Origin of the sequence: Bradyrhizobium sp. CIR48 (assembly GCF_014198315.1) — a bacterium.
Classification (GTDB): Bacteria; Pseudomonadota; Alphaproteobacteria; order Rhizobiales; family Xanthobacteraceae; genus Bradyrhizobium.
In genome coordinates this window covers 138,456-155,109 of sequence record NZ_JACIHG010000013.1, presented here as the reverse complement: position 1 = coordinate 155,109, position 16,654 = coordinate 138,456, and the positions used below count along the sequence as shown (strand labels likewise).

16 protein-coding genes are annotated in these 16,654 nt (G+C 56.3%); 14 read left to right on the top strand and 2 right to left on the bottom strand.

Going from position 1 to position 16,654, the window contains the following annotated elements; all coding sequences use genetic code 11:
• Nucleotides 1-105 precede the first annotated feature (105 nt).
• The gene (locus GGD66_RS33650) at nucleotides 106-288 is read right to left on the bottom strand and encodes a hypothetical protein (RefSeq protein WP_183260919.1); all 183 of its coding nucleotides are present in this window, start codon (nucleotides 286-288) and stop codon (nucleotides 106-108) included.
• 178 nt (nucleotides 289-466) lie between these two features.
• On the opposite strand from GGD66_RS33650, the gene GGD66_RS33645 reads away from it, so the two are divergent.
• Both GGD66_RS33645 and GGD66_RS33640 read left to right on the top strand, forming a co-directional pair.
• Nucleotides 467-766, top strand: coding sequence for a hypothetical protein (locus GGD66_RS33645; RefSeq protein WP_183260918.1), 300 nt, complete (start codon nucleotides 467-469; stop codon nucleotides 764-766).
• A 916-nt stretch (nucleotides 767-1,682) separates the two neighbouring features.
• A complete protein-coding gene (locus GGD66_RS33640; RefSeq protein WP_183260917.1) occupies nucleotides 1,683-1,823 on the top strand; it encodes a hypothetical protein in 141 nt (46 codons plus the stop codon).
• Between the two features lie 166 nt (nucleotides 1,824-1,989).
• On the opposite strand, the gene GGD66_RS33635 is transcribed toward GGD66_RS33640, so the two are convergent.
• The gene (locus GGD66_RS33635; protein WP_183260915.1) at nucleotides 1,990-2,592 is read right to left on the bottom strand and encodes an NYN domain-containing protein; all 603 of its coding nucleotides are present in this window, start codon (nucleotides 2,590-2,592) and stop codon (nucleotides 1,990-1,992) included.
• 612 nt (nucleotides 2,593-3,204) lie between these two features.
• Between GGD66_RS33635 and GGD66_RS33630 the strand changes: the two genes are divergently transcribed.
• The 12 genes from GGD66_RS33630 to tnpC all read left to right on the top strand — a co-directional run bounded on the left by GGD66_RS33630 (nucleotide 3,205) and on the right by tnpC (nucleotide 16,640).
• Nucleotides 3,205-4,431: a glycosyltransferase gene (locus tag GGD66_RS33630; RefSeq protein WP_183260910.1), complete on the top strand. Its 1,227-nt coding sequence runs from the start codon at nucleotides 3,205-3,207 to the stop codon at nucleotides 4,429-4,431.
• Nucleotides 4,432-4,449: 18 nt separating this feature from the next.
• Nucleotides 4,450-5,106 carry a class I SAM-dependent methyltransferase gene (locus tag GGD66_RS33625; protein ID WP_183260908.1) on the top strand — a complete coding sequence of 219 codons (657 nt, stop codon included), beginning with the start codon at nucleotides 4,450-4,452 and terminating at the stop codon, nucleotides 5,104-5,106.
• A 96-nt stretch (nucleotides 5,107-5,202) separates the two neighbouring features.
• The gene (locus GGD66_RS41760) at nucleotides 5,203-6,939 is read left to right on the top strand and encodes a TylF/MycF family methyltransferase (RefSeq protein WP_246789122.1); all 1,737 of its coding nucleotides are present in this window, start codon (nucleotides 5,203-5,205) and stop codon (nucleotides 6,937-6,939) included.
• A gap of 436 nt (nucleotides 6,940-7,375) precedes the next feature.
• Entirely contained in the window at nucleotides 7,376-8,773 is a 1,398-nt protein-coding gene (locus GGD66_RS33615) for a glycosyltransferase (protein ID WP_183260906.1), read from the top strand.
• Between the two features lie 201 nt (nucleotides 8,774-8,974).
• Nucleotides 8,975-10,042, top strand: a complete 1,068-nt coding sequence (locus GGD66_RS33610) for a glycosyltransferase (protein ID WP_246789120.1) — start codon at nucleotides 8,975-8,977, stop codon at nucleotides 10,040-10,042.
• Nucleotides 10,039-11,232 (top strand): hypothetical protein, encoded by a 1,194-nt coding sequence (locus GGD66_RS33605; protein WP_183260904.1) that lies wholly within the window; start codon nucleotides 10,039-10,041, stop codon nucleotides 11,230-11,232. The genes GGD66_RS33610 and GGD66_RS33605 overlap by 4 nt, the downstream gene beginning before the upstream one ends.
• A gap of 27 nt (nucleotides 11,233-11,259) precedes the next feature.
• Nucleotides 11,260-11,406, top strand: a complete 147-nt coding sequence (locus tag GGD66_RS33600; protein ID WP_183260900.1) for a hypothetical protein — start codon at nucleotides 11,260-11,262, stop codon at nucleotides 11,404-11,406.
• Nucleotides 11,406-12,233 carry an ABC transporter permease gene (locus tag GGD66_RS33595; protein WP_183260898.1) on the top strand — a complete coding sequence of 276 codons (828 nt, stop codon included), beginning with the start codon at nucleotides 11,406-11,408 and terminating at the stop codon, nucleotides 12,231-12,233. The genes GGD66_RS33600 and GGD66_RS33595 overlap by 1 nt, the downstream gene beginning before the upstream one ends.
• Before the next feature lie 186 nt (nucleotides 12,234-12,419).
• Complete coding sequence (locus GGD66_RS33590; protein ID WP_183260896.1) at nucleotides 12,420-13,850, top strand: ABC transporter ATP-binding protein; 1,431 nt, start codon at nucleotides 12,420-12,422, stop codon at nucleotides 13,848-13,850.
• A 301-nt stretch (nucleotides 13,851-14,151) separates the two neighbouring features.
• Nucleotides 14,152-14,577, top strand: a complete 426-nt coding sequence (gene tnpA / locus GGD66_RS33585; protein ID WP_210321760.1) for an IS66-like element accessory protein TnpA — start codon at nucleotides 14,152-14,154, stop codon at nucleotides 14,575-14,577.
• Nucleotides 14,574-14,921, top strand: a complete 348-nt coding sequence (tnpB, locus tag GGD66_RS33580; RefSeq protein WP_183260893.1) for an IS66 family insertion sequence element accessory protein TnpB — start codon at nucleotides 14,574-14,576, stop codon at nucleotides 14,919-14,921. The genes tnpA and tnpB overlap by 4 nt, the downstream gene beginning before the upstream one ends.
• Nucleotides 14,922-14,990: 69 nt before the next feature.
• Nucleotides 14,991-16,640 (top strand): IS66 family transposase, encoded by a 1,650-nt coding sequence (gene tnpC / locus GGD66_RS33575; RefSeq protein WP_183260891.1) that lies wholly within the window; start codon nucleotides 14,991-14,993, stop codon nucleotides 16,638-16,640.
• The last annotated feature ends 14 nt before the right edge of the window (nucleotides 16,641-16,654 follow it).

The following is a 16,654-nucleotide window of genomic DNA, read 5'->3' as shown; positions in this document are numbered from 1 at the left end:
TTTGGCCGGCTTCTCCAGTGTATTTCAGCACTCTAGCCGAAGACGATGACGACGGTCCGGGCCTCCGCTGCCGGTACTGTCCTCTAGCCTAGCGCGAAGCGCTCGCTACAATTCGAAGGCGTCGACCTCCTCGTCCGGAAACTTTTCGGCTTCCAGGTCCAACCTGTACCGCGCCTCTTCTAGCTGCCCGGTGATGAGGACGTAGTCTTCGAACGTGCTCGACGAGCTGATGTGCTTCTCGATCAGCCGCCGCAGCTCCTGCGTGAACCGATGTTTGCTGACGGTCATTCGTCTCCTCCCCACCTCCCTGCGCTGGATCTGGTTCTGTTTATCAGAGCAAAGCGCTCGCTGGCCGCGTGTTTTGGCTCGGCTACCAGCGCGCGGCGCCAGCGCGAGCCGCAACGCGCGTTGCGGTTGACGAATACTTTTCTATTTGGATACCCGCTTTCCGTCTTGAAGAAAGGGAGTGCTGCTTCATGCCGCCAGCGAGCTCGTGCGGATAATGGTTAGCAAAGCCCGACAAGCCGACGAGATCGAGAAAATGCCGAGCGATGTCCTGCCGCTGCTTGGCCTTGAGCCCTGCGATGTCGAGGCCGAACTCGATGAACGCGCCAAGGCCTGCCCGTTCTGCGGCGAGATGCCCGAGGTCGAGCTAGGCCTGACGGCAAGGATCGCCTGCATGGGGTCGGCTGCCTTATCCTATCGTTCATTCGCCGACGCTCGCAGAGCGCTGGCCTTCTGGAACATGCGCCGGCGTCATAGTTGACATCCGGACCAGCGGTAAGCTTGACTGGCGAGCACGGCTCGACGAGAGCGGCTTCCTGGAGAGCTACGATTGGAAAATGGTTCTCGAATTGTCGCGGGCCGTAATCTCCGCCACGCGGATAGACCGGGGATGATGATCCCATGACCAAAACCCTGGTTGAATTTATCGGTGGCCCCCGCACATGGCGCCAGGATGGAGCGTCCACGCGTTGCGACAGTACGTTTCTACTCCGAGTCTCGGCAGGTCGTCCTCGTTGCCTAGCCAACGGTCGAGCTCGGTACCATTGGACACAAAACCTAGCCTCTACCCACAGCATTGCGACTACTGCCACGATTTCGCCGCTGAGCGATCTGCTAATTCATCTTTGTCATATAGCTATCCGCGCGAGCCATTGGGATGTCCGACTTGACGCTCTGGAATAAGCTAACTCGCAGGGAGCAGAGACTTGCCATTGAGCTGTTCGGCGGAGGATCCACGCATGCTGACGGCCTGGTCGAGACGGTCAACCTCATGCCGCTGGATCTCGTCAGTGAGAACGGTCTAACCTCGGCGGGCCTTGGGATCTTCGTCGCAGCTTTTCAAAGCGCAACGCGACGCCTCAGCCAGAGTTGCTGCGATCCTCGTGAACTTCACCCGTCAGTCTTAGAAACTGTTCATATGCCCCTCTGGGCCTCATTCATTCCGAGACGCTGTCGCGATCGAATGAATTAGGGGACCATGTCCAAATAGGCGGCCACGATCTCGGGCCAGTACATGGCTGCGCCAAGCGACAGAAGGAGGCCGGCCCCGCTGAACAAAGGACAACCGCTAGCGACTTGGTCTCGCCCTCCACTTTCATGCGACTCAAGCCGACTCCGCGAGCATAGGCAAACCTGGCCTCTTTAAGCCTTCGGCCTGATCTGCCCGAGAAATCGAGATGAAAAAGAAGATCCTGGCAATCGACGGCGATGCAGGGGCATGGGCGGAGCCAAGCTGTTCGATAGCCAAGTCATTTCTCGCTGACGGTTCGGTAGTGACGATCCAGGAGCCGCCTCAGCCACGCGCCGAAATCGGCTGAACGCCGGAGGCGTGCTTTCGAAAGAACCTGCGCAAGGCCCTCGAATTGCATATCGCGCGCATCATTTGAACCTGCAATTATGTCGGAGAAACTGTTTCGCTGAAAACGTCTTGGTGGTAATTCTCGCAATTCCGGCTCGACGCAGACCGCCTCAACCAATAACTGTCTACGATTCCGTACAATTGTCGGATAGCTCGTTAACAGCAGGATTTCGAACGCTTGGCCTCACCCGTGGCGCAAGGACGATGCGGCCGATCTTCTGCCGCAGATCGACCAGGTCGATAAATACATCAGCCTGACGACGCAGTTCGTCGGCAACCATTGCCGGCTGAGTCGCCAGCGTTGAGATCACCGTTACGCGGACGCCCCGCCGTTGTACGGCTTGCACGAGCGCGCGCAAATTACCGTCGCCCGACACTAGCACGATCTGATCGACTTGATCGGCAAGCTCCATGGCGTCAACAGCAAGATCGACAGCCATCCTGTATTTGACCTTGCGCCGGCCGTTTGCCTCAACGAACTCTTTGGTTGGCTTGGTGACGACAGTGACGCCGTTGTAAGCTAACCCGTCGATCAATGGACGAACTGACGAACCTTCCTGTTCCTCGATCGTTCTAGTGTAATAAAAGGCTCGCAATATACTTCCCTGGCTCGCGAACTGCCTTAGAAAGCGCTTGTGATCGACATCGAATCCGAGCGCCCGCGAAGTCGCGTGGAAGTTTAATCCATCGATGAACAGAGCGGTCCTGCTGGCCGGATAGTCTGCCATAAGATTCCTTCCAATGAGCGAAGTCGAGTCCCGCTCTTCACTGCTGAATGGGAGCGAAGATTCGCTCGGTCCTGATACCACCGATCAGAAGGCCGATTTCGGAGACGATCGAAGTGGGAGCCATCCTAGCATCCTGCCGCTGCTAGCCGCCTTGCCCAGGAAGGCTTAGCGAGACGGTCGACGCCTGGACACTGATTTTACGATGGCGCTGCAGATAGTTTTAGTCGCGAGCGTGTGAAGCCAAGTTCGAGGGCGGCTCTCGCCGCCAGAGCCAATGCTGCGTTCTCAGGAAAGGGCGCCCCCTTTATCGTCAAGACAGCAAATTTGGAGCCATCAGCCCTCGAAACACAATCCCCAAAAAACAGCAGATCTCGTTAGAGAGCTCGGGTGTGGCGTTTCGGTTTCAGATTCGAGCGTTTCGTACAAAACCCATTTGTCTTACCGAGACTTTTCGTTCCTTTAGTGATGCGACTTGCACGGATAAGAACAACACCGATAAATGGGGAGCGCGACGACGACGAACTTTGTCGATTTTGGCAACTTATACTCCCGCTTTGGATGGTAGCTCAGCGAAATTGAATGAGAGTGATACAACAGACCGCCCGACAGTCGATGAAATCGCGTGGCCTCACGGTCGGCTTTGTTACAACTGCCGCACCGCCTTCGCCTAACGGTCAAGCCCGCGTTCTGGGACAGATCGTTACGGATGATGTGGCCATACCGATCTTCATGACGGACCAAATGAATATTCTAGAGTCCGAGCAAGAGCACATTGGACGGCACTACAAGCTCTCGAGCCCGGAGTTCAGGCTCGTAAATCGGTCTCTCGGCCGATTTCAGGGACTGAACAGAGCCGGCGGGCTTGCTCGCACGGCAGTTACCAGAGCTCGCGAAGTGGTTGCCGTACTTCGAAGAGATCCCGTCGACATTCTTGTCGGCTGCAGCGGGAATCCGTTTGATCTCTCAGCTGCCTGCCTGGCTGCAAGACGTTTAGGGCTTCCCCTGATGGCCTATCTCTTCGACGATCCGGTTTACCAATGGGAGGCTGGACTCTATCGCCACGCAGCAAGACTAGCAGAACGACTTTGGAGTCGTAGTGCACGAGCCATAGTCGTGCCGAACGAAGTTTTAGCGGCTGACATTCAGCGGCGTCTTCCAAAAGCTAGAATACATATCGTAAGGAACCCCGTTGACTCGACGGCATTCTCTGCACCGCCCCGCCTCCTGGAAGCCGATCCGCCCACCTTACTGGCACCGTGGCGATTGCTATACTCCGGCTCAGTATATTCGGCACAAGCCGATGCATTTGAAAACCTGAAAGCAGCCCTAGAGATTCAAGGCGGTCGCTTCGTTCTTGAACTCTACAGCGCACAATCATCTAGTGACTTGGTGGCGAAGCAACTCGCTACTCCATACTTTATGGCTCGCCCGCATGTCTCTCACATGACAGCATTGTCGCTTCAACACAACGCCGACATTCTGTTCCTGCCCCTGGCATTCAATTCGCCGATTCCCGAAGTCATACGATCATCTGCGCCAGCAAAGCTGGGGGAATATCTTGCCGCCGGTCGTCCCATTCTAGTCCATGCTCCCGCCGGATCGTTCGTGGCCGAGATCATCCGTAAAGCTGACGCCGGCGTAGTCGTAGATATCCCGGATCCCGACCGTCTATCCGATGCATTACACGCCCTCTCCAGCGACGTTCATTTGCGCAAGCGAATTGTCTGCAATGCATTAAGGCTAGCGCGAGACTTCCATGTAGACCGCGCAAAGAATTCACTTTCTTCAATTTTCGAAGGACTAACTAGACAAGAAGATAAACGATTCAGCTACAATTGAAGGCGACGGAGTTTGACAATGGACGACACAATACGAAGCAACCTCAGCGTATGGAAGCGACTCCAAGACGAGAACTATTTCGAAAATCACCCGTGCTACAAGGGCATTTCAGATTTTGGGGGGCAAGAAGCGATCCAGGCAATTGAATGGTTTAGTCCGATCCGCGAGCAGATGAAAATCGTAGTAATAGGGTGTGGGTATGGCCGCGAGACGCTAAGGCTAGCGCCGCTTGTTGATCGCGTTTACGGAATTGACGTCAATGAAACAATTCTGAAGAAGGCTGTCGACTATCTCGCGGCTCGAAACGTAAATAACTTTACGCCCGTTCTAGCTGAGGCGTTTGCTACGGATGTGCCCGAAGGGATCGATCTCGTTTTCTCGATCGTCGTGATGCAACACCTAACGCGCGATTTGGTGCGAAACTACTTTCTGCATTTGGCGAAAAAGCTCTCGCCCGGAGGTGGTTTCGTCGTGCAGTTCCTGGATGAGCCTGGTGTCGATCATGAAAAGACAGATGCATCCAACACTGGCGGCGGCGAGCCGTCCATCAGTTGGTCGCCTTGGCAGCTCGTCGACCTAGCTCGAAACGCCAAATTGCAGTTTGTCGAACTCAGAACTCAGCTGGTCACTGAGGCGGCATTGTGGCACTGGGCGTATTTTCGGAAGCAGGAGTAAGTGATGGCCTTCACGTGAACAAGTGACTTCGCTCATTTGTTCGAGTTTGCCGCACGATTTACCTTCGCGCGTCATGAAGTAAGGCTCAGAGTTTGCATGACAACGCCGAATGTTCTCCAATCTCGTTTTAAAGCTATCGCACGCCGCGCGCCCTTTTTGCGAAGGCTACACACGGCAATTGGTGACCTGCAACGAGAAGTCGATCAACTCAAGCTCGTTTCGGAGGACCGCCTGGCTCTTTCGACGAGGCTTAAGATTGAACTTGCCGATTCCAGGGCTCGGGAGACTGAGTTATCGGAGACGTTGGCAAGCGCCGCGAACCAACTGTCCGAAGCCCGGCTTCGAGAGGATAACTTATCGAAGCAGCTCGCCGCGACTCAGGCCGCCCTTGAGACAAATGCGGCCCAACAAGAAACGCTTTTGACCCAACTGAGCTCGTTGCAGACAGCAGTGTCTGCTGCTGATGCTCACATTGCGAAAGCCACCGACCATTCATCGAGGCTTAAGATCGAACTTGCCGATTCCAGGGCACGGGAGACCCAGCTATCGGAGACCTTGGCAGATGCCACAAGGGAACTTTCCGAACTCCGCCGTCGGGAAGAGGACTTATCGGCCCAGCTCGCCGCGGCTCAAGCTACGCTTTCGACAGATGCTGCCCAACGAGAAACGCTCTTGATCCAACTGAGCTCGTTGCAGACCGAATTATCTGCGGCGACGGCAAGTGATGCGGAAGCTCGCCGTGAACTGGTTTCGGCAAATGCCCGCATTGGAGAGGCAGCTGTTCGCGAAGAAACGTTGTCGCGCGAGCTCGCCTCCTCTACTGAGCGAGCGGAAATCGCCAAATCCGCACAGTCGGCAGCAACGGCGCTGTCGGAAGAGCTGTACGATTTGGCACATGCCGTTGGTCCGAGCCTTCGTGATCAGATGACCGCTCAAGCTAATGTGATCCTCGGCAGCCTCAATGATCTGAAGGCTAGTCTTCTTGCCCAGTTTCCCTCTCTGAGCTCGAACATCTTCGCGCTCCAGAGCGGCCAAGAAGAAGCATTTCGCAACCTCAGGAACCGATTGAGCGCTTGCCGGGAAGGGCCTCACCCGCTGACGAACGACCTGTATCTCGATTTGCTCGAGGCGTCCTTGACCGGAATGATTCATGCCGATCCTTCTGAAGCACCTTGGGCGGACGGGATATATGACCCAAACCGCCGGGCTCTGGGTCTTGATTGGCCATCGCAAGCGGAAACCATGATTGGTAGGGCCAGAATGCGCAATCTGAGGATGCTTACCCAGCGCGTTCTTGAGGAAGGCATTCCAGGTGATTTGATAGAGACTGGTGTGTGGCGCGGCGGCGCCTGCATCTATATGATGGGGATCCTCGCCGCGTCCGGTGATCAGAGGCGTCGAGTATTCGTAGCTGACAGCTTTCGCGGGCTTCCGACTCCAAACGCCGAGGACTACCCCGCTGACGAGGGCGACCAGCATCATCAAATGATGCAGCTTGCTGTGTCGCGAGACCAGGTGGAAGAGAACTTTCGAAGATATGGATTGCTCGACGAACGCGTCATTTTCCTGGAGGGATGGTTTAAGGACACGCTTCCGAGCGCACCTATCGACGCCTTAGGGTTGTTGCGTTTGGATGGCGACATGTACGAAAGCACAATGGACGCCCTCAATGCGCTGTACGGCAAGGTTTCCCCTGGCGGCTTTGTTATTATAGACGACTATGTTCTAAAGCCGTGCGCGCAAGCGGTGGATGACTTTCGAAGTCGACACAAAATTTCGGCGCCGCTGCAGGAAGTGGATGGCGCTGCAAAGTGGTGGCAAGTACCATACTAGCTAAACCGTCTTCAGATTGGCCTGAGGTCGACTCGGCTTGGGCCGCTCAGTCGTCTGGAACTAAGGATTGGACGATTGGGAGGCCTGGCAGATCTGGCCGGCTGTTCGATCGCCACGGATGAGAGCCTCGCCCTATTTAATTTGAGCTTGGAGAGTCCCTTGATGGCTCACGCGGGCGGATCATCATCCAATCGAAACGACTCTTTGTACGAAACGCTCCAATGTGAAACCGAAACAACACACCCAATCCGCTTCTGCGAGTTGTTGGTTGTAACATACTGTATTTTTCCCGTTAAACGTCCAGAGTCGGTGTATCTGCGCGAGAAGAGCGCGGTTGACCTACATGCTCGATCTCTGCGACCGGTACAGAAGCATACGTCCGGTGCTGGTATGCTTCGAGACCTAGATCAAATTTGTTACTGAGCAGAAGTAGTTGTTGTCGCAGCAGTATTTCAGACAAGTTATGGCTCGCCGTCGGAAACTCCTCTTTGTAGCAATGCACCATAGTCCTCACACTGCTAGGTGGATCGATATTGCCGCCGACCTGGGGTACGACCTCCACTTCTTCCCTTTGGATTCCGGCGATCCTCATGAGAAGCTCCGCAATGTGACCCTCCATTTGCCGGTTCTGAGCGAACAAGAACCGACCGCCGGAGCGCGACGGCGATCAGGCTCCATGATGGGGCGCGCCATCACTTTTTTACGCTTGATTGGCACAAACCCTGTCTGCGCCTCACGACAACTCAAGAGAGCATTCAAGCGAGCGATCCTGCGTGGCAGATCTGATCAATCGAGCAAGGCGAAGCAGGTCCATCCCAGAGCGGGCGTCATCCGACAAGAGTTCTTTGTGGGACGCCTGCTGACAACTCCAAGCGAGGCTGTACGGCTGGGACGGGCGGACGAAAGTGATGCAACGACAGAAGGCCGCTATGGACCGCAGGTCCTGGCCGCGCTCATCGCGCGTCTCCAGCCGGACCTGATTCACTCAATGGAATTTCAGCACGCCGCATATCTCGTGCTCGCCGCGCGAGATATCATGCCAAAGCGCTTTCCCCGATGGCTTGCGACTAATTGGGGTAGCGACATCTTCTATTTTGGCAATTTTCCGGACCACGCGAGGCAGATCAAACGCGTTTGCCAGGCGATTGATCGCTACTCCTGCGAATGTCACCGCGACCTCGCGCTGGGACGCAAATTCGGATACTCCGGCCCCGACATGCCCGTCCTTCCGAATTCCGGGGGAATGGACATCGAACATGTTCGATCTCTCCGCGATCCCGTTCCGCCTTCCAAGCGCAAGATGATCATGGTGAAGGGCTACGATCATTTTGCAGGCCGCGCGATGATCTCGCTCGCCCTCCTAGAGCGATTCTCCGATCAGTTGCGGGAGTATACAATCGTCCTCTATTCGGTGGGTGCAAGGCCTCGAGTACGCGCGCTAGAACTAGCAGATGCCGGAATTCTCAACATCAAGATCATCGACATAGCGAGTCACGATGACATTCTTCGTCATTTTGGTAAGGCCCGTATCTACCTTGGGATCAGCATCTCTGATGCGATCTCAACGTCGGTGCTCGAAGCCATGGCGATGGGGGCGTTTCCAATCCAAACAAACACCTCTTGCTGCGAGGAGTGGTTCGTCAACTCGATGACCGGCTTTGCTGTCCCTCCCGACGATTTCGAAGAAATCTGCGACAAGTTCGAGAGAGCCCTGAAAGATGATGCCCTAGTCGACTACGCGGCTATCGAGAACTTCAAAGTGATTGAATCTCGCCTGGGGCGAGACACCTTGAAACCGAAAATGGCCGAATTCTATCGCCGAGCTTTTGCTTAATTTTGTTGTTGCCCGCGGGGTTTCACATTGCTCAAAGTCCTTCAAGTCAACTCCTCTGATATCATAGGAAGTCGCTTTAACGGATTTGACGTGCGCGCGCTACTTGCCGCCGAAGGAGTTTCATCTCACCATTTGGTTTGGAATAAACTGAGCGAAAGCCGGTCATCAACTAGACTACTCTCCATCCCAGGTAGCCGACTCTTGACCAAGACATTGGGACGCTTTGAACGCGCGATGTCTGTCCATTCACATCTCCAACCTTCATCATTTAGCATCCCATTCCATCGTGCATTTCGCGATACGGACGTCGTTCACTATCACATAATCCACGACGGCTATTTTGGACTCAATGCGCTGCCACTTTTAAGTCGGCTGAAGCCGACGATCTGGACATGGCACGATCCATGGCCAATGACGGGTCATTGCATCTATCCTCTTGGCTGTGCACGGTGGAAGGTCGGCTGTGGTCATTGCCCGAGACTTGACCTGCCTTTCTCAATGCGCCGAGATCGTTCATCTGAGGAGTTCCGCTGGAAACAACGGCTTGTTGGCAAAGTTAAGCTCGATATCGTGGTTGCTTCAAACCATATGCGAAGAATGGCTGAAGCTTCTCCAATCGCTCGAGACAAGCGGGTCCATGTAATTCCCTTTGGACTCGACTTGGAAAAGTTTAGTCCCGAAGGTAAGGACGCTGCGAGGCGGCGACTGGGGATTCTTCCCAACCGGCTAGTGATCGGGGTGAGAGCGTTCTTCTCGAGTCCCTTTAAGGGTTTTGAGTTTGCGGTAGAGGCTTTGCGCGGCCTTGGAAAACTGAACGTTCCGATCACTATCGTTACAACGCATGACAAGGGACAGCTCAACGAGTTCATCGGTACTCACCAGATCGTCGATTTAGGGTGGGTCAACGATGACTCTGTCATGCTTGACGCTTTCAAGGCCGCCGATCTATTCGTTATGCCCTCCACCGCCGAAGCCTTCGGAATGATGGCGATCGAGGCAATGGCGTGCGGGAAGCCGGTGATCGTATTTGATGGCACTTCCCTTTCGGAGATAACATGCGCGCCGAACATCGGATTGTCAGTTCCGATGGGTAGCTCGACAGCTCTTCGAGATGCGATCAGACATCTCGTCGAGGACAAATCTGAGCGACAGTCCCGAGGAGCTGCCGGCCGAAAGCTCGCCGAGGAACGGTACGACGACCGTCAATTCGCAAAGCGCCTGGCGGAGCTATATCGCTTCGTTACCGCGGACTCTCGTGCACGCCAATGAAGACACTATTGCTCACAGATATTCCGCCGTCCAGCAATCTGACGGCTGGTATTGTAACGGCGCAAATGTGCCGTTGTATTCCGCCAGGCGAGCTGGCCATCTTCTGTGTACAGAACCCTCATTTACACCCTGAGCTCTATGCAGACCTCAGCCATGTACCGATGCGGGTAGTACCTAAGCCCAATGAGCTAAACGCTGGGAAAGGCCGATCTCCGATCAGGTGCGCCAGTACCATTCTGGCCGAGACGTACCGACGCATGCATTTGATTACCCCGCTTGTGAACCAAGCAGTTGAGTTTGGCAGAGAGCAGAGGGCAACCGCATTGTGGGCCATCTTGCAAGGCCAAACAATGGTGCGAATGACGGGTTCTGTCGCCCTGGGATTGGGTGTTCCTTTGCGTACGCAAGTTTGGGATCCCCTTGGATGGTGGCTCAGCGCGCATGGTGTTGACGCGATTAACACCCGACTCGATCTGGCTTTGTTCGACCGCACTCTAAAACGGTCTGTGAGCTGCGCGACCGCCTCTTGGGAAATGGCGCGCCGATACGAGCGCAAATACGGTACGATAAGCCATCCAATTATAGCGTCGCTCGACCAGTCGATCGCGCGGAAACCTGAACCGACGTTACGCTGTCAAGACGAATTGGCGATCGGCATGGCCGGCCAATTCTATGCTTCTGAGGAATGGAATCAGCTCGCCTGGTCCTTGAGTCTCGCTGGATGGCAAGTAAACGGGCGAAGAGTCGTGGTGCGAGTGCTAGGTCACCAAAAGCCGCCGGGAGTTCCAGAAGAACATCTCGATTTCCAAGGCTGGCAACCGCAAACAAGGGTGGTAGAGCTACTGTCTGAAACGTGTGACATTCTGTATTGCCCCTATCCGTTCAAGGCCTCCATGGTTGAGGTCGCCGAACTTAGCTTTCCTTCAAAGATTCCAACTTACCTTGCGGCGGGACGTCCGATCCTGTTTCACGGGCCGAAATACGCAAACGCGGCTCGTTATCTCGAGGAACGCCGCGCCGGGTTTATTTGCCGGGCAATGGAAGCTGATGCGGTGTACGACGGATTGTTACATCTGGTCGAAGACCAGGATCTATATAAACGCCTGGCTGACGGGGCACAGAGCGCTTTTCACTCGGACTTCACCCTCGAACGGCTCAGTGATGCGGTTCGTCGCTTTCTCGGCTACTAGCTGAATCCTGTCGCGGATTGATCGAGCATGCCCAATGAATTCAAGGCGCTGCTTATCGAAGAAGCACGGCTGCGCAATCGCGCTGTTGGCACGATCCGAGAGGCAGCATCAAAGATCGTCAACAGAATTTTGCTGACACTTGCGTTTGTTCGGCAACGATTGGAGATGGCATAATGCTAACGATCAGCCAGAGACCTGCATCATTGATCGCGCTTTTCCGTTCGTTGCACGGACACGGCAATTTAATTCGCAGATTGTGCTCGCGGGAGTTCAGCCAGCGCTTTCGCGGAAGCATGCTCGGCATGGCCTGGGCAATCATAATGCCGGTGTTCACGGCTGCTATATATACGTTTGTGTTCAGCACAGTTTTCAAGGCGCGATGGACGGAGACCACAGGGGGACCGTTCGACTTCGCTATTATTGTTTTGACTGGCATGGTTGTGCATGGCGTGTTTGCAGAATCGATCGCGAGGGCTCCGAGCACCGTCATCGGAAATGCAAACTACGTTAAGAAGGTCGTGTTTCCACTTGAGATTCTTCCGGTCGTCATTGTGCTCAGTTCACTCATAAATGCCTGCATCGGCAGCGCAATCGTCCTGACCATGAACCTGGTCTTGAAAGGGATGATCTTCCCGACAGCGTTGTTGTTACCGCTCGTACTTGGACCTTACGCGATAGTTGTGGCCGCGCTTGTCTTTGTCCTTGCGGCCGTTGGAGTGTATTTAAGAGATCTGTCTCAGCTAGTCTCGGTACTCATTACGATAACTCTATTCCTGACGCCAATATTCTTCCCTATAGAAGCCGTTCCTGAGGAATTCCGATCCGCGATGTGGCTCAATCCTCTCACATTCATCGTACAGCAGGTACGTGATGTCGTTATCTTCGGCCGGTTGCCGGACTTCATTGGGCTTTCAGTTTACTCATTAGCGGGACTTTCTGTCCTGGCGGTTGCATTTTGGATATTTCAGCGACTGCGGAACGGGTTCGCCGATGTGCTTTGAGATCGGGGTTTACATTGGATCAGCTTCCAACGCTTTCACCTGGTCTATCCTACTCACCAGAGCATAACTCAGACCCTATGCTCCTTGTGGCCACGCTGGCAGTCGTCGTTGCCGGCACGCGTTTGGCGCACCTGACTGGTTCATAGTGCCCCGCAAACTAGGATCCAGCCCATCCGGGAGCCGTTAATGTCCGAAGAGCCCGCAATTGACATTCGTGAACTTTCAAAGGCCTATTTGGTCTACAAGAAACCGGCCGACCGGCTGAAACAGGCGCTTGTACCTAAGCTGTATTCCGTCATGCGTCCGGTCGCGAACCTTACCGGTAAGACGCTGACGCCCCCCATGTACTACGACCCGTTCTGGGCGCTACGTCCGCTCACCCTGACGGTCAGACGTGGTGAAACACTTGGCGTGATCGGACGGAACGGTTCCGGCAAGTCCACGCTACTGCAGCTCTTGTGCGGAACGCTGACCCCGACGACGGGTGAAGCCAGGACTAACGGCCGGATTGCGGCACTCCTTGAGCTCGGCTCAGGCTTCAATCCCGAATACACCGGGCGCGAGAACATCCATCTGAACGCATCGATCTTGGGCCTCACGCCGCAGGAAGTCGATCAGCGTATTGATGAAATTCTGGCTTTCGCGGACATCGGCGAGCATGTCGATCAGCCGATAAAGACCTATTCCAGCGGTATGACCATGCGTTTGGCCTTTTCCGTCATTGCTCACGTTGATGCGGATATCCTGGTCGTCGACGAGGCGCTCGCGGTGGGCGATGCCTACTTCCAGCAGAAGTGCATGCGCTGGCTTCGCAAATTCCGCGAACGGGGTACTGTGCTGTTCTGCGGACACGACACCTCTGCCGTTATTAACCTCTGCCAGCGCGCGATCTGGCTCGACAAAGGACAGGCAAAGCTGATCGGGCCTGCTCGTGACGTGTGCGAAGCCTACACGGCTGCAGTCAACGCACAGGCCATGGGGATACCGGAGCCCGAAGTTCGTCATCTATCTTCTGCTACTTCAGAAGCTGCGCCGGGCACTCTAAAGGTTCTCGAGAAAGAAGGCGCAGCGGGAAGTCTCCATTCGAAGTCCATTGGCATACTTCCGCAAATCGTTCAACTTGCGGAGCCGAGCGACCATTCCGCGTCATACGGCAGTGGCGATGCGCAGGTGATCGCCGTATCTATGACCAGAGAGAACGGCGATCCTCTCCATCTAATCTGCGGTGGCGAGAAGGTATGTGTAACCGTGGCAGTGAAGGCCAATGTCCCCGTCGAGAAACCGATCATCGGATTTTTCATCAAGGACCGGCTCGGGCAGCCGCTACTTGGCGATAACACTTTCGAATCCTACGTGGACCACAACATCCTTCTCGAACCGGGCAAGAAAGCCATCGCTAGGTTTGTTTTTTCCCTACCGCTTCTTTTGACCGGCACTTACATGATTACGGCAGCCGTGGCCTCAGGGACTTTGAAAGCGCCAGTTATGCATGATTGGCTCCACGATGCGCTTTCGTTCAATGTAACGTCACCTCTTCTGACTGGGGTGCTGATCGGTATCGCGATGGAGAAGATCGAGATGAAGGTAATCAATGAAGAAGAAAGAGCCGTCATCTAGGGCGAATTGAGAGATGACGCAGGCGCGGCAACAAGATGCAAAAGGCTTCGTACTGTGGGCCATCTCGTATTTCCAAATTGGACCCTGTTGAGAGACGACAGTCCGAATTGGATGGTCCTGTCCCGGAAAGCTGTGCCGACAACGGCACGATAGGGCTGGCTTCTCCCAAACTGTTGGTTGTCGGCCAACGATTCTCGAATTGCACCAAGTTCGACCAGCTCGGGAGTTATCGTGCGTTATTCAGTATCGCTCCGGCGAAGACCGCCTTGCGCGGTTTGATGGAGGATGAAGACATAGGCGTATGACTGACCATGTGCCTATGCCGAAGGTTTCCCGACTTGAAGTCGTTTCGACGGGCGCACGGCGCCGTTGGACATTGGAAGAGAAGCAGCGGATCGTCACCGAGAGCTATGGCGGGTCGCGTCTGGTGTCGGTGACTGCGCGACGTAACGGGCTGTCGACAAGCCAATTGTTCACGTGGCGCCGGTTGGCGCGCGAAGGCAAGTTGAGCGGCGATGCTGCGCCGGTGCTTGTTCCGGTTGAGATCACGCCTGCGGCGGCTCCGATCTCGAGTGGCGCGCCACAACCGGTGTCTTCACCGCCTGCGCACCGTGCACGGGCCGGCATTATCGAGATCGAGCTTGGCGGCGGCTGTCGCGTGCGCGTTGACCGCGACGTTGATGTTGAGGCGCTGCAGCGGGTTCTTGAGCTTCTGAGACGGCGATGATCCCCATCCCGAGCGGCGTCAGGGTCTGGATCGCCACCGGCCACACCGACATGCGCCGCGGAATGCAAAGCCTGGCGCTTGCGGTCCAGCAGAGCCTGAAGCGCGATCCTCATGCTGGCGATCTCTACATCTTCCGGGGTCGCCGCGGCGATTTGGTCAAGATCCTCTGGCATGACGGGCTTGGCATGTCGCTCTACGCCAAGCGCCTGGATCGCGGCAAGTTCATCTGGCCGTCGGCGTCCGACGGCGCGGTATCAATCTCGGCGGCGCAGATGGCCTACATGCTGGAAGGGATCGACTGGCGGAATCCGCAATTGAGCTGGCGGCCGCAAAGCGCGGGCTAAGCGTAGAATCCGCAGCTTTTTGCATTTTGGGGAGTCCCATCGCGTCCAATCTGTGATTCACTGCGTCTCATGGATGCCGACCGCGACGCTGCTCCGGATGAGCTTGCCGCCCTGAAGAAGGCGCTGGCAGTCGAGCGCGCGAAGGGTGTCGAGATCGCCGCCGAACTCGCGGTCGCCCGCGCGAAAGCGTCAGAAGATGAAGCGCTGATCGCGCAACAGAAGCTGCAGATTGCCAAGCTAAGGCATCAAATCTACGGCCAGCGGTCGGAGCGTTCGTCGCGCCTGATCGAGCAGTTGGCGCTGACGTTCGAGGAGCTGGAAACGGACGCCACCGAGGACGAGCTTGCGGCGGAACGGGCGGTGGCCAGGACGACGACGGTGCGGGGATTTACCCGCAAGCGTGCCGAGCGCCAGACCTTCCCCGAGCACCTTCCCCGGGAACGGGTGGTAATCGATGGACCTACGGCTTGTGAATGTTGCGGCAGCAGCCGCCTGCGCAAGCTCGGCGAGGACGTGACGCTGACGCTGGAAGTGGTGCCGCGCCAGTGGAAGGTGATCGAGACGGTCCGGGAGAAGTTCTCCTGTCGCGACTGCGAGAAGATCAGCCAGGCGCCGGCACCGTTCCATGCCGTCCCCCGGGGATGGGCTGGCCCGAGCCTCCTGGCCATGATCATGTTCGAGAAGTTCGGTCAGCATCAGCCCTTGAACCGCCAGGCCGAGCGCTACGTGCTGGAAGGCGTGCCGATCGCACTGTCGACCATGGCAGATGCCGTAGGCGCAGTCTGTGCCTCGCTGGATCCCCTGCTGCGCCTGCTGGAAGCCCATGTCATGAGGGCCGAGCGCCTTCATGCCGACGATACGACCGTGCCGGTGCTGGCCAAGGGCAAAACCGATACGGGACGATGCTGGATCTACGTCCGGGACGACCGGCCGTTTGGAGGCACGGACCCGCCGGCGGCGATGTTCTATTACTCACGCGACCGCAAGGGCGAGCATCCTCAGGGGCATCTGGCGGGGTATGCTGCCATCCTGCAGGCCGACGCCTATGACGGGTACAACCAGCTCTATCTGGCGGGACGCCAGCCAGGCCCAATCCGGGAGGCTGCCTGCTGGTCGCATGGACGGCGCCCGTTCTTTGCCATGGCCGACATCGAAGAGAATGCCCGGCGCAAGGCCACCGGCAAGAAGGAAATCCCGCTCTCTCCGATCGCGATCGAGGTCGTGCGGAGGATCGATGCACTGTTCGAGATCGAGCGCTCCATCAACGGCAAGAGTGCCGAGGAGCGCCTTCAGGTGCGGCAGACGCTGAGCCGGCCCCTGGTCGAGGATCTCCAGGTCTATATGCGGGAGCAGCTTGCCAAGCTGTCTCGGGGGCACGACTTGGCCAAGGCGTTCAACTATATCCTGAAGCGCTGGACGAGCTTCACCTTGTTCCTCGAGGACGGGCGCGTATGTCTCTCCAACAATGCCGCCGAGCGAGGGCTGAGGGGCATTGCTCTTGGCCGAAAGTCCTGGCTGTTCTGCGGCTCCGATCGCGGCGGACGGCGTGCGGCGACCATGTACAGCCTGATCGTCACGGCAAAAATGAACGGCATCGATCCGCAAGTGTGGCTGGCCGATGTCCTTGCCCGCATCGCAACCCACCCGGCTCATCGCCTGGACGAGCTTCTGCCCTGGAATTGGACGCTGGCATCAACGCTCTCCGCTCAAGCAGCATGAGCACGCACGTCAAG